At 60.9% G+C, this 12,165-nt stretch carries 12 protein-coding genes; 6 read left to right on the top strand and 6 right to left on the bottom strand.

The window, feature by feature from the left end:
- Positions 1-44 precede the first annotated feature (44 nt).
- Positions 45-1,004: a thioredoxin-disulfide reductase gene (trxB, locus tag BVK86_RS19350; protein ID WP_075947933.1), complete on the bottom strand. Its 960-nt coding sequence runs from the start codon at positions 1,002-1,004 to the stop codon at positions 45-47.
- Positions 1,005-1,311: 307 nt separating this feature from the next.
- On the opposite strand from trxB, the gene BVK86_RS19345 reads away from it, so the two are divergent.
- From BVK86_RS19345 to cysG, 6 genes are all read left to right on the top strand, one after another.
- Positions 1,312-3,720: a DNA translocase FtsK gene (locus tag BVK86_RS19345; RefSeq protein ID WP_075947932.1), complete on the top strand. Its 2,409-nt coding sequence runs from the start codon at positions 1,312-1,314 to the stop codon at positions 3,718-3,720.
- A gap of 66 nt (positions 3,721-3,786) precedes the next feature.
- Positions 3,787-4,410: an outer membrane lipoprotein periplasmic chaperone LolA gene (lolA, locus tag BVK86_RS19340; RefSeq protein WP_075947931.1), complete on the top strand. Its 624-nt coding sequence runs from the start codon at positions 3,787-3,789 to the stop codon at positions 4,408-4,410.
- Between the two features lie 160 nt (positions 4,411-4,570).
- Positions 4,571-5,893, top strand: coding sequence for a replication-associated recombination protein A (locus BVK86_RS19335; protein WP_075947930.1), 1,323 nt, complete (start codon positions 4,571-4,573; stop codon positions 5,891-5,893).
- Positions 5,893-6,267, top strand: coding sequence for a fluoride efflux transporter CrcB (gene crcB, locus BVK86_RS19330; RefSeq protein ID WP_075947929.1), 375 nt, complete (start codon positions 5,893-5,895; stop codon positions 6,265-6,267). Before BVK86_RS19335 ends, crcB begins: the two co-directional genes overlap by 1 nt.
- Before the next feature lie 15 nt (positions 6,268-6,282).
- Positions 6,283-7,563, top strand: a complete 1,281-nt coding sequence (serS, locus tag BVK86_RS19325; RefSeq protein ID WP_075947928.1) for a serine--tRNA ligase — start codon at positions 6,283-6,285, stop codon at positions 7,561-7,563.
- Positions 7,564-8,958, top strand: a complete 1,395-nt coding sequence (cysG, locus tag BVK86_RS19320; RefSeq protein ID WP_075947927.1) for a siroheme synthase CysG — start codon at positions 7,564-7,566, stop codon at positions 8,956-8,958.
- A gap of 128 nt (positions 8,959-9,086) precedes the next feature.
- Here cysG and BVK86_RS19315 read toward each other — a convergent pair whose 3' ends face one another.
- The 5 genes from BVK86_RS19315 to tusC form a co-directional block, all read right to left on the bottom strand.
- The gene (locus BVK86_RS19315) at positions 9,087-10,088 is read right to left on the bottom strand and encodes a glutathione S-transferase family protein (RefSeq protein ID WP_075947926.1); all 1,002 of its coding nucleotides are present in this window, start codon (positions 10,086-10,088) and stop codon (positions 9,087-9,089) included.
- 90 nt (positions 10,089-10,178) lie between these two features.
- Entirely contained in the window at positions 10,179-11,180 is a 1,002-nt protein-coding gene (locus BVK86_RS19310) for a glycosyl transferase family protein (RefSeq protein ID WP_075947925.1), read from the bottom strand.
- Positions 11,177-11,512: a TusE/DsrC/DsvC family sulfur relay protein gene (locus BVK86_RS19305; RefSeq protein ID WP_075947924.1), complete on the bottom strand. Its 336-nt coding sequence runs from the start codon at positions 11,510-11,512 to the stop codon at positions 11,177-11,179. The genes BVK86_RS19310 and BVK86_RS19305 overlap by 4 nt, the downstream gene beginning before the upstream one ends.
- Complete coding sequence (gene tusB / locus BVK86_RS19300; RefSeq protein WP_075947923.1) at positions 11,509-11,802, bottom strand: sulfurtransferase complex subunit TusB; 294 nt, start codon at positions 11,800-11,802, stop codon at positions 11,509-11,511. The genes BVK86_RS19305 and tusB overlap by 4 nt, the downstream gene beginning before the upstream one ends.
- A complete protein-coding gene (gene tusC, locus BVK86_RS19295) occupies positions 11,802-12,164 on the bottom strand; it encodes a sulfurtransferase complex subunit TusC (protein ID WP_075947922.1) in 363 nt (120 codons plus the stop codon). The genes tusB and tusC overlap by 1 nt, the downstream gene beginning before the upstream one ends.
- Position 12,165: the final 1 nt, after the last annotated feature.

The following is a 12,165-nucleotide window of genomic DNA, read 5'->3' as shown; positions in this document are numbered from 1 at the left end:
GGGGAGGGCGGTGGCGGGCCATCGGCCCGCCTTCAAGTGTGCCGTTAAACAACGGGAATGTCGTCGAGGTATTTTTCCGCGTCCAGCGCCGCCATGCAGCCAGCCCCCGCCGAGGTGACGGCCTGGCGATAGACGTGATCGGCGACGTCGCCGGCGGCAAACACGCCCGCAATGGCGGTAGCGGTGGCATCGCCCTCGCTGCCGCCCTTCACCAGCAGATACCCGTCGCGCATTTCCAGCTGGCCGACGAACAGGTCGGTATTGGGTTTGTGGCCGATGGCGATGAACACGCCGGCCAAGGCCAGCTCGCGGGTTTCACCGGTCACGCTGTCGCGCAGGCGGGCACCGGTCACGCCGCTGGCGTCGCCCAGCACTTCATCCAGATGCTGGTTCCAGTGCAGGCGGATATTGCCGTTGGCGGCTTTCTCAAAGAGTTTGTCCTGGAGAATTTTCTCGGAGCGCAACTTGTCCCGGCGGTGAATCAGATGAACTTCCCTGGCGATGTTCGACAAGTACAGCGCCTCTTCAACGGCGGTGTTGCCGCCGCCAATCACCGCGACCACTTGATTGCGATAAAAGAACCCGTCGCAGGTCGCGCAGGCGGAAACGCCTTTGCCGGCAAACGTTTCTTCCGACGGCAGTCCCAGGTATTGCGCGGAGGCGCCAGTGGCAATAATCAGCGCGTCGCAGGTGTAAGTGCCACTGTCGCCAGTCAGTTGAAACGGGCGCTGTTGCAACTTGGCAGTATGGATGTGGTCGTAAACGATCTCTGTGGCAAAGCGCTCGGCGTGTTTTTGCATGCGTTCCATGAACACCGGGCCGGTGAGGCCTTCTACATCGCCTGGCCAGTTATCGACTTCGACGGTGGTGGTGAGCTGGCCACCTGCCTGTATGCCGGTAATGACAACGGGTTTGAGGTTGGCGCGGGCGGCATACACGGCTGCGCTGTAACCGGCGGGACCGGAACCCAGAATGATCAGGCGGTGATGCTTCGCTTCGCTCATAAAAACACCTCATAAGCCTTTGTCACAAAAGAGAATGCATGCTCAAATTGAGTCGCATGTAATGTGCTTTTGACTATGCTACACCCAAGAATCACAAGCATGGCATCGGGCGTACAAACCCGTACAATGCCTGCCTGTAACAGCGTTTGTAACAAAATAAGCATTGCGCTTCGTGTTTATAAAAGCCGGATTGCAGTGTTAAAAGTAGTCTCAGTTTTGGCTGTCAACTTTTTACCTGCCTGGATTGGGCAGTTTTTTATAGTCAATCAACAGATGGACGCGCCTCGGGCGCAGGAATAGTAGCGTTTTGAAGAAATCCACCGAAGCACCCAAAACAGTCTTGCCGCTCTGGCGTCAGCAATTGCACTACCGCCTCAAGGAAGGTGCATTGATCGCTATTGGCGCTTTGTGCCTGTTTCTGATGATGGCCTTGCTGACCTACGGCAAGGACGATCCGGGCTGGAGCCATAACAGCAAGATCGACGATGTTCAGAATTTCGGCGGTCCGGCGGGCTCCTACAGCGCCGATATCCTGTTCATGGTGCTCGGTTACTTTGCCTACATTTTCCCGATGTTGCTGGCGATCAAGGCCTACCAGATCTTCCGTCAACGTCACGAGCCGTGGCAGTGGAGCGGCTGGCTGTTCTCCTGGCGCCTGATCGGCCTGGTGTTCCTGGTGTTGTCCGGTGCGGCGCTGGCCCATATCCATTTCCACGCTGCGACCGGCCTGCCGGCCGGCGCTGGTGGCGCCCTGGGCGAAAGCCTGGGCGACCTGGCAAAAAACGCCTTGAACATTCAGGGCAGCACGCTGCTGCTGATTGCCCTGTTCCTGTTCGGCCTGACGGTGTTTACCGACCTGTCGTGGTTCAAGGTGATGGACATCACCGGCAAGATCACTCTCGACCTCTTCGAACTGTTCCAGGGCGCAGCCAATCGCTGGTGGGCGGCCCGTACCGAGCGCAAGCAACTGGTGGCGCAACTGCGTGAAGTCGACGACCGCGTGCACGACGTGGTTGCGCCGACCGTCACCGATAAACGCGAGCAGGCCAAGGTCAAAGAGCGCCTGATCGAGCGTGAGCAGGCCCTGAGCAAGCACATGTCCGACCGCGAGAAACAGGTGCCGCCGGTTATTGCGCCGGCGCCGGTCAAGCCCGCCGCTCCAAGCAAGCGAGTCGAAAAAGAGAAACAGGCGCCGCTGTTCGTCGACAGCGCCGTGGAAGGCACCTTGCCGCCGATCTCGATTCTCGACCCGGCAGAAAAGAAACAACTCAATTACTCGCCTGAATCCCTGGCCGCGGTGGGTCACTTGCTGGAAATCAAACTCAAGGAATTCGGCGTCGAGGTCACCGTGGATTCGATCCACCCGGGCCCGGTGATTACCCGTTACGAAATCCAGCCTGCCGCCGGTGTGAAAGTCAGCCGCATCGCCAACCTGGCCAAGGACCTGGCGCGTTCCCTGGCGGTGACCAGTGTGCGGGTGGTGGAAGTGATTCCGGGCAAGACCACGGTCGGTATCGAGATTCCCAACGAGGACCGGCAGATCGTGCGTTTCTCCGAAGTACTGTCGACCCCCGAGTACGACAACTTCAAATCGCCGGTCACGCTGGCATTGGGTCATGACATCGGCGGCAAGCCGGTCATCACTGACCTGGCGAAGATGCCGCACCTGCTGGTGGCGGGTACCACCGGTTCCGGTAAGTCGGTGGGTGTGAACGCGATGATTCTGTCGATCCTGTTCAAGTCTGGCCCGGAAGACGCCAAGCTGATCATGATCGACCCGAAAATGCTCGAATTGTCGATCTACGAAGGCATTCCGCACCTGCTGTGCCCGGTGGTCACCGACATGAAGGACGCGGCCAACGCCCTGCGCTGGAGCGTTGCCGAAATGGAGCGGCGCTACAAGCTGATGGCGAAGATGGGCGTGCGAAACCTGTCCGGCTTCAACGCCAAGGTCAAGGAAGCCCAGGACGCCGGCGAACCGTTGAGCGATCCGCTGTACAAGCGCGAGAGCATCCACGACGAAGCGCCGCTGCTGCAAAAGCTGCCGACCATCGTTGTGGTCGTCGACGAATTCGCCGACATGATGATGATCGTCGGCAAGAAGGTCGAAGAGCTGATCGCCCGTATCGCACAGAAGGCCCGTGCGGCTGGTATCCACTTGATCCTCGCGACCCAGCGTCCGTCGGTTGACGTGATCACCGGTCTGATCAAGGCCAACATTCCGACCCGTATGGCGTTCCAGGTGTCGAGCAAGATCGACTCCCGGACCATCATCGACCAGGGCGGCGCCGAGCAACTGCTGGGCCATGGTGACATGCTGTACATGCCGCCGGGCACCAGCCTGCCGATTCGTGTCCACGGTGCCTTCGTTTCCGACGACGAGGTTCACCGCGTGGTCGAGGCCTGGAAACTGCGTGGCGCGCCGGAATACAACGACGACATCCTCAACGGTGTCGAAGAAGCCGGCAGTGGCTTTGAAGGCAGCAGCGGTGGTGGCGACGGTGACGATCCGGAAGCCGACGCGCTGTACGACGAAGCGGTACAGTTCGTTCTGGAAAGCCGCCGCGCCTCCATTTCCGCGGTTCAACGCAAACTGAAAATCGGCTACAACCGCGCTGCGCGCATGATCGAAGCCATGGAAATGGCCGGCGTCGTGACATCCATGAATACCAACGGTTCGCGTGAAGTCCTGGCCCCTGGCCCGGTACGCGACTGACCGGAATTGAAAAGGGCGGCGTCCTGAGGCGCTGTCCGCACTCCCACGAATATTATGAGGACTCCCATGCGTCTGATCCGCATGCTGTTGCTGCCGGTACTGGCTTTGACCACGCTCCAGGCTCACGCCGATGACAAGGACGTGGCGCGCCTGACTCAATTGCTGGAAAAATCCCAGACCCTGACCGCGCGTTTCTCCCAGCTGACCCTCGACGGCACGGGCACTCAGTTGCAGGAAACCGCAGGTGAAATGTCCCTGCAGCGCCCGGGGTTGTTCTACTGGCACACCAATGCGCCCGCCGAGCAGACCATGGTCTCTGATGGCAAAAAGGTCATCCTGTGGGACCCGGATCTGGAGCAGGCGACCATCAAGAATCTTGATCAGCGCCTGACCCAGACCCCAGCCTTGCTGTTATCCGGTGACGTGTCCAAGATCAGCCAGAGCTTTGACATCAGCGCCAAGGAAGCCGGCGGCGTGATCGACTTCACGCTGAAGCCGAAAACCAAGGACACCCTGTTCGACAGCCTGCGTCTGTCGTTCCGCAATGGTCTGGTGAATGACATGCAACTGATCGACAGCGTCGGCCAGCGCACCAATATCCTGTTCACCGGCGTCAAGGCCAACGAGCCGATTCCGGCATCCAAGTTCAAGTTCGACATTCCCAAGGGTGCCGATGTCATCCAGGAATAACAGATTAACCCACTGATGAATTAACTGTGGCGAGGGAGCTCGCTCCCGCGGGGGCGCGAAGCGCTCCCCAAAAAAGGGACTGCTGCACAGTCCAGCGGGAGCAAGCTCCCTCGCCACAGGTTTCCCGCAAATGTGTAATACGAGGTTTTAAACGCGCGCAATGGACCTGTTTCGCAGTGCCCCGATCGCTCAGCCCCTGGCCGCCCGTTTGCGCGCGACCAATCTGGATGAGTACGTCGGTCAGGAACACGTGCTCGCTCGCGGCAAGCCTTTGCGCGAAGCCCTGGAGCAGGGTGCCCTGCACTCGATGATTTTCTGGGGGCCGCCGGGGGTGGGCAAAACCACGCTGGCGCGATTGTTGGCGGAAGTCTCGGAGGCGCATTTCGAAACGGTCTCGGCCGTGTTGGCCGGGGTCAAGGAAATCCGTCAGGCGGTGGAAATCGCCAAGCAGCAAGCGGCGCAATATGGTCGACGGACGATTCTGTTCGTTGACGAAGTGCACCGCTTCAACAAGTCCCAGCAGGATGCGTTCCTGCCGTATGTCGAAGATGGCACGCTGATTTTCATCGGCGCGACCACCGAAAACCCCTCGTTCGAACTCAACAACGCTTTGCTTTCGCGGGCGCGGGTCTATGTGCTGAAAAGCCTCGACGAGTCGGCGCTGCGCAAACTGGTGCACCGCGCACTGAGCGAAGAGCGGGGGCTGGGCAAGCGCAACCTGACCCTCAGCGATGAAGGCTTCCAGATGCTGCTGTCGGCCGCCGATGGCGATGGCCGGCGTCTGCTCAATCTGCTGGAAAACGCCTCGGACCTGGCCGAAGACAACAGCGAGATCGGCACCGATCTGCTGCAAAGCCTGCTGGGTGATACCCGTCGCCGTTTCGACAAGGGTGGCGAAGCGTTTTACGACCAGATTTCCGCGCTGCACAAATCGGTGCGCGGCTCCAACCCCGACGGCGCGTTGTACTGGTTCGCGCGCATGATCGACGGCGGTTGCGATCCGCTGTACCTGGCCCGGCGTGTGGTGCGCATGGCCAGCGAAGACATTGGCAATGCCGACCCGCGTGCGCTGAGCCTGTGCCTGGCGGCGTGGGAAGTGCAGGAACGCCTCGGCAGCCCCGAAGGCGAATTGGCGGTGGCGCAGGCCATTACCTATCTGGCCTGCGCGCCAAAAAGCAACGCGGTGTACATGGGCTTCAAGACCGCGCTGCGTGCCGCCGCCGAGCACGGCTCGCTGGAAGTGCCGCTGCACCTGCGCAATGCGCCGACCAAACTGATGAAGCAATTGGGCTACGGCGACGAATACCGTTACGCTCACGACGAGCCTGATGCCTACGCCGCCGGAGAAGACTATTTTCCGGAAGAACTCGACCCGATCCCGTTCTATCAGCCTGTACCGCGAGGTCTTGAGTTGAAGATCGGCGAAAAACTCAATCACCTGGCGAAACTCGACCGTTTAAGCCCCCGGCAGCGGAGAAAATAGTGGTTCCCTTGATCATTGCGGTATCCGTCGGCGGGATGGCCGGCACACTGTTGCGCTTTGCAACCGGCAACTGGATCAACGCTAATTGGCCGCGGCACTTCTATACCGCGACGCTGGCCGTTAATATCGTGGGCTGTTTGCTGATCGGCGTTCTATACGGTCTGTTTTTGATTCGCCCGGAGGTGCCCATCGAGGTGCGCGCCGGGTTGATCGTCGGCTTCCTCGGAGGGCTGACGACTTTTTCATCCTTTTCACTGGATACGGTGCGCCTGCTGGAAAGCGGGCAAGTGCCGCTGGCTCTGGGCTATGCGGCCATCAGCGTATTCGGCGGGCTGCTCGCCACCTGGGCCGGCCTGTCCTTGACCAAACTTTGATAACGAGAGACCGACATGCTCGATTCCAAACTGTTACGTAGCAACCTTCAGGACGTAGCGGACCGCCTGGCTTCCCGTGGCTATGCCCTGGATGTCGCGCGCATCGAAGCGCTGGAAGAACAGCGCAAGACCGTCCAGACCCGCACCGAAGCACTGCAGGCTGAACGTAACGCGCGCTCCAAATCCATCGGTCAGGCCAAGCAGCGCGGCGAAGACATCGCGCCGCTGATGGCGGACGTCGAGCGCATGGCGGGCGAATTGAGTGCCGGTAAAGTCGAGCTGGACGCGATCCAGACCGAACTGGACTCGATCCTGCTAGGCATCCCCAACCTGCCGCACGAATCGGTGCCGGTCGGCAAAGACGAAGACGACAACGTCGAAGTACGCCGTTGGGGCACCCCGACTGCCTTTGACTTCCCGGTTCAGGACCACGTGGCCCTAGGTGAGAAGTTCGGCTGGCTGGACTTCGAAACCGCCGCCAAGCTGTCCGGTGCCCGCTTCGCACTGCTGCGTGGCCCGATTGCGCGCCTGCATCGCGCCCTGGCGCAGTTCATGATCAACCTGCACGTCGCCGAGCACGGCTACGAAGAGGCCTACACGCCTTATCTGGTCCAGGCGCCGGCGCTGCAAGGCACCGGTCAGTTGCCGAAGTTCGAAGAAGACCTGTTCAAGATCGCGCGTGAAGGCGAAGCCGATCTGTACCTGATCCCGACCGCTGAAGTGTCGCTGACCAACATCGTTGCCGGTGAAATCGTCGACGCCAAGCAACTGCCGATCAAGTTCGTCGCTCACACGCCGTGCTTTCGCAGTGAAGCCGGCGCGTCGGGCCGTGACACGCGCGGCATGATCCGCCAGCACCAGTTCGACAAGGTTGAAATGGTGCAGATCGTCGAGCCGTCGCAGTCGATGGAAGCGCTGGAAGGCCTGACCGCCAACGCTGAAAAAGTCCTGCAACTGCTCGGACTGCCTTACCGCACCCTGGCACTGTGCACTGGCGACATGGGCTTCAGCGCGGTCAAGACTTACGACCTGGAAGTGTGGATTCCCAGCCAGGACAAATACCGCGAAATCTCGTCGTGCTCCAACTGTGGCGATTTCCAGGCCCGTCGTATGCAAGCGCGTTTCCGTAACCCGGAAACCGGCAAGCCCGAGCTGGTGCATACCCTGAACGGCTCCGGCCTGGCGGTCGGTCGCACCCTGGTGGCGGTGCTGGAAAACTACCAGCAGGCTGACGGTTCGATCCGTGTACCCGATGTACTGAAGCCGTACATGGGTGGTCTTGAGGTCATCGGCTAAATGAACTATCTGCCGCTGTTTCACAACCTTCGCGGCAGTCGTGTGTTGGTCGTCGGTGGGGGGGAGATTGCCTTGCGCAAATCCCGCCTGCTGGCCGATGCCGGTGCGCTGCTGCGGGTGGTTGCACCTGAAATCGAAGCGCAATTGCGCGAGCTGGTTACCGCCAGCGGTGGCGAGTGCCTGGTGCGTGGCTATGCCGAAGTGGATCTGGACGGCTGCAGGCTGATCATCGCCGCCACTGATGATGAGACGCTGAACGCGCAAGTCTCCGCCGACGCTCATCGGCGTTGCGTGCCGGTCAATGTGGTCGACGCGCCAGCATTGTGCAGCGTGATCTTCCCGGCGATCGTCGACCGTTCGCCGTTGATCATTGCCGTGTCCAGCGGGGGCGATGCACCGGTGTTGGCGCGTTTGATCCGCGCCAAGATCGAAACCTGGATTCCTTCGACCTACGGTCAGCTCGCAGGTCTGGCGGCGCGTTTTCGCCATCAGGTTAAAAAGCTGTTTCCGGATGTGCAGCAACGTCGCGGTTTCTGGGAAGACGTTTTCCAGGGGCCGATTGCCGAGCGTCAACTGGCCGGGCAGGGCGGTGAAGCCGAGCGTCTGCTGCAAGCCAAGATCGATGGTGAAGCGCCCGTGACCACCGGTGAGGTGTATCTGGTGGGTGCCGGGCCGGGCGATCCGGACCTGCTGACCTTTCGCGCCTTGCGCCTGATGCAGCAAGCCGATGTGGTGCTCTACGACCGCCTGGTCGCGCCGGCGATTCTGGAATTGTGCCGTCGTGATGCCGAGCGGGTGTATGTTGGCAAGCGCCGCGCTGATCATGCGGTGCCGCAGGATCAGATCAACCAGCAATTGGTGGATTTGGCCAAGCAGGGCAAGCGCGTGGTGCGTTTGAAGGGCGGCGATCCGTTCATTTTTGGCCGTGGCGGTGAAGAGATCGAGGAACTGGCAGCCCATGGCATCCCGTTCCAGGTGGTGCCGGGGATCACGGCGGCCAGCGGTTGCGCGGCCTACGCCGGGATTCCGCTGACTCACCGCGATCACGCGCAATCAGTGCGGTTTGTCACCGGGCACTTGAAGGACGGCTCTACCGACTTGCCGTGGGCCGACCTGGTCGCGCCGGCGCAAACCCTGGTGTTCTACATGGGGCTGGTGGGCTTGCCGAGCATCTGCGAACAATTGATCAAACATGGTCGCGGTGCGGATACCCCGGCAGCGTTGATTCAGCAGGGCACCACGGTCAATCAGCGGGTGTTTACCGGCACGTTGGCCGACCTTCCACGTCTGGTGGCGGAGCATGAAGTGCATGCGCCGACATTGGTGATCGTCGGCGAAGTGGTGCAGCTGCGAGAGAAACTGGCCTGGTTTGAAGGGGCTCAGGGGCAACTCTGAGCCGGGTGTACCCCTCGCTGGCAAGCCAGCTCCCACCGGTTTTGTGTTGAAGCGACCATCTTCAACATCACATAGATCACTGTGGGAGCTCGCTTGCCAGCGATGGGGCCTTCAAAGCCTGCGTAAACTCAAGCCCTGCGCCAAACCCCTTTGCCGCTCAACCGCTCCCGATCATGGGCTGCGGTGAAGTCCTGTTCCGGCCCTTTAGGCACGACGCCCGTCGGGTTAATGGTCTTGTGGCTGCCGTAGTAGTGATGCTTGATGTGGGTGAAGTCCACCGTTTCGGCAATCCCCGGCCACTGATACATCTCCCGCAGCCAGTTCGACAGGTTCGGATAATCGGCAATGCGCCGCAGGTTGCACTTGAAGTGGCCGTAATACACCGCGTCAAAGCGAATCAGCGTGGTGAACAGGCGAATGTCTGCCTCGGTCAGATACTCGCCCGTCAGGTAGCGATTGGCGTCCAGTATGTGTTCCAGATGATCCAGTTCGGCAAACAACTGATCGAACGCTTCTTCATAAGCCGATTGCGACGTGGCAAACCCGGCGCGGTACACGCCGTTGTTCACCGCTGGATAAATCCGTTCATTGAGCGCATCGATTTCGCCCCGCAGAGGCTGCAGATAGAAGTCCAGGTCATTGCCGGTCAGGTCATCGAACGCGCCGTTGAACATGCGGATAATTTCCGCCGATTCGTTGCTGACAATCCGCTGTTGCTGTTTGTCCCACAGCACAGGCACGGTGACGCGGCCGGTGTAGTCGGCAGTGTCGGCGGTGTAGCGCTGGTGCATGAAGTCGAAGTGATCGAGTGTGTCGCCAGTTGAGCCGTGGGCCTTGTCGAAGGTCCAGCCGTTTTCCAGCATCAGGTAGCTGACCACCGACACATCGATCAGGCTTTCGAGGCCCTTGAGTTTGCGCAGGATCAGCGTGCGGTGGGCCCACGGACAGGCGAGGGACACGTAAAGGTGATAGCGGCCCGCCTCAGCGGCAAAGCCACCGACACCGCTCGGGCCGGGCTGGCCGTCGGCGGTCACCCAGTGACGGCGCTGCGCCTGCTCACGCTGGAACGCGCCGTCCTTGCTGCTTTCGTACCATTTGTCCTGCCAGCGACCTTCGACCAATAAACCCATGTCCATGACTCCTCAACCGATAAGCGTTGAAGAGGAGTTTATGCCTATGAGTTCGAACAAAAAGCGCAAAGATCGGGCGTCAATGATCGGTTAAATCGATTTGTCGCGAGAGGCCCAGTATTTCTCGGCCGTTTCGAACGCTTGCTCACGGCTTTGGCCGAGGCCGCGCAAGGCCAGGGCCATGGTCGAGATCAGGGCCATTTGCGGGTAGCTGTCGACCACATCGCCGCGCCAGACGGCCTTAAGATGCGCCGGGTCAAGGCCGACCGGTTTGACGTGGCGCTGGCTCGACAGTTGCGGCCATTGCTCATCCCAGCTTTCGCCACCGGTGGTGCCGTACAAGTGGCTGTCGGCGTCCGGGTTGATCTCGATCTCGCCGCCATCGCCCTTGACTACGATGGCCGTGTCGCCGAGCAGGCCACTGGCATCGCGGTGCACGGCCTGATAGCCGGGGTGGAAAATGCTTTGCAGGCCGCAGCGTGCGCCCAGCGGATTGAGAATCCGCGCCAACGAATGGATCGGTGAACGCAGGCCGAGGGTGTTGCGCAGGTCGATCATCCGTTGCAGCTGCGGCGCCCAGTCCACCAGCGGCATGAATGCCAGACCGCCGTTGTCGAGCGCCGTGCCGACCTGCTGCCAGTTGCGACACAACGGGATCTTCAGCTCCTCCAGCAATTGCTCGCTGTATAGTCGACCGGCCGTGTGTGCGCCGCCTCCGTGCATGAAAATCCGCACGCCGTTCTGCGCCAGGCACTTGGCGGCCAACAGGTACCACGGCAAATGGCGCTTCTTGCCAGCGTAGGTCGGCCAGTCCAGATCCACCGCCAGTGCCGGCGCTTGCAGGCGTTCGCGCAGGGCTTCGGTGAACCCGGCCATTTCTTCGGCGCTTTCTTCCTTGTGCCGCAGCAGCATCAGGAAGGCGCCGAGCTGGGTTTCCTCGACCTGTTCGTCGAGCACCATGCCCATGGCGGCGCGGGCTTCTTCGCGAGTCAGGTCGCGGGCGCCGCGTTTGCCTTTGCCGAGGATTCGCACGAACTGGGCGAATGGATGTTCGGCAGGGGTTTCAAGGGTCAGCGCTGGATAGTCGGTCATAGGCAATTCGTCGGTTTGGGCAGGCCCGCCAGTTTCGCGGCGAGTTTGGCGGGGGTGCCTTTGAACAGTCGGTTCAGGTGCAGGCTGTTGCCTTTTTCCGGACCGAGCTTCAATGCGGTGTATTTGATCAGCGGGCGGGTGGCGGGCGACAACTGGAACTCGGCGTAGAAACTGCGCAGCAGCTCGAGGATTTCCCAATGTTCGGGGCTCAACTCGATGTCTTCCGCAGCCGCCAGGGCGCTGGCGACCTCAGCCGACCAGTCACTTAGCTCGACCAGAAAGCCGTCCTTGTCCAGTTCGATGACGCGGGCGCCGACCGTTAATGCACTCATAGCCAGCTGTTAACCTTGTCGTGGCGGATCGACAGTTCGACGAAGGCCGGGTAATCGATGGCAGTGGCCCAGTCCGGAACCTCGATGGCGCGGGCCTGGGCGTCTTCGGCCAGAACATAGAGTGGCAGGCCGCGCGCATTCAGCGTCTTGAACGGCGCGGTGCCCGGTTGCAAGGCATAGGCCGCGTCGCCGGACAGCAGCAGCGCATCGCTGGCGCCGATCACGCGCAGGCAGCTGCTCAGGCGGTCGTCACCGAAAGGGGAATGAGACAACACATGCAAAGTCGACATCAGAGGGTGATCACCTGGTCGTAACGGTCAATAAGGGCGGTGATTTCATTGGCAGCGAGCACCTGGGCTTCTTCCAGCGACAGCGCACTCGAGTCCAGGCCACGCTGCGCCGTGCTGTCGGCACAGACGAACAGTTGTTCAACGCCGAACATCGGCAGGGCTTGCAGGTTGGCGCTCAGGTCTTTCTGTTGCAGGGCCTTGGCGTCCTGTTGCGTCGCGAGCTGGAACACGCCGTCATCAAGAAACAGTAAACCGATCGGCAGATCGAAAGCGCCGCCGGCTAGCACGATGTCCAGCGCTTCCCGGGCGCCCGGTCCGGACCATGGGGCCTGGCGGCTGATGATCAACAAGGATTTGGCCATT

Source organism: Pseudomonas reinekei, assembly GCF_001945365.1.
Taxonomy (GTDB): domain Bacteria; phylum Pseudomonadota; class Gammaproteobacteria; order Pseudomonadales; family Pseudomonadaceae; genus Aquipseudomonas; species Aquipseudomonas reinekei.
The sequence above is the reverse complement of the archived record's forward strand: the minus strand, read 5'-3'. Positions and strand labels throughout refer to the sequence as shown.

What these genes read in the sequence shown, in the direction of transcription:
- BVK86_RS19305 (WP_075947924.1), bottom strand. Translation starts at nt 11,512, where the DNA reads ATGAGTGCATTAACGGTCGGCGCCCGCGTCATCGAACTGGACAAGGAC.
- cysG (WP_075947927.1), top strand. Translation starts at nt 7,564, where the DNA reads ATGAACTATCTGCCGCTGTTTCACAACCTTCGCGGCAGTCGTGTGTTG.
- lolA (WP_075947931.1), top strand. Translation starts at nt 3,787, where the DNA reads ATGCGTCTGATCCGCATGCTGTTGCTGCCGGTACTGGCTTTGACCACG.
- BVK86_RS19315 (WP_075947926.1), bottom strand. Translation starts at nt 10,088, where the DNA reads ATGGGTTTATTGGTCGAAGGTCGCTGGCAGGACAAATGGTACGAAAGC.
- BVK86_RS19335 (WP_075947930.1), top strand. Translation starts at nt 4,571, where the DNA reads ATGGACCTGTTTCGCAGTGCCCCGATCGCTCAGCCCCTGGCCGCCCGT.
- trxB (WP_075947933.1), bottom strand. Translation starts at nt 1,004, where the DNA reads ATGAGCGAAGCGAAGCATCACCGCCTGATCATTCTGGGTTCCGGTCCC.
- serS (WP_075947928.1), top strand. Translation starts at nt 6,283, where the DNA reads ATGCTCGATTCCAAACTGTTACGTAGCAACCTTCAGGACGTAGCGGAC.
- tusB (WP_075947923.1), bottom strand. Translation starts at nt 11,802, where the DNA reads ATGTCGACTTTGCATGTGTTGTCTCATTCCCCTTTCGGTGACGACCGC.
- BVK86_RS19310 (WP_075947925.1), bottom strand. Translation starts at nt 11,180, where the DNA reads ATGACCGACTATCCAGCGCTGACCCTTGAAACCCCTGCCGAACATCCA.
- tusC (WP_075947922.1), bottom strand. Translation starts at nt 12,164, where the DNA reads ATGGCCAAATCCTTGTTGATCATCAGCCGCCAGGCCCCATGGTCCGGA.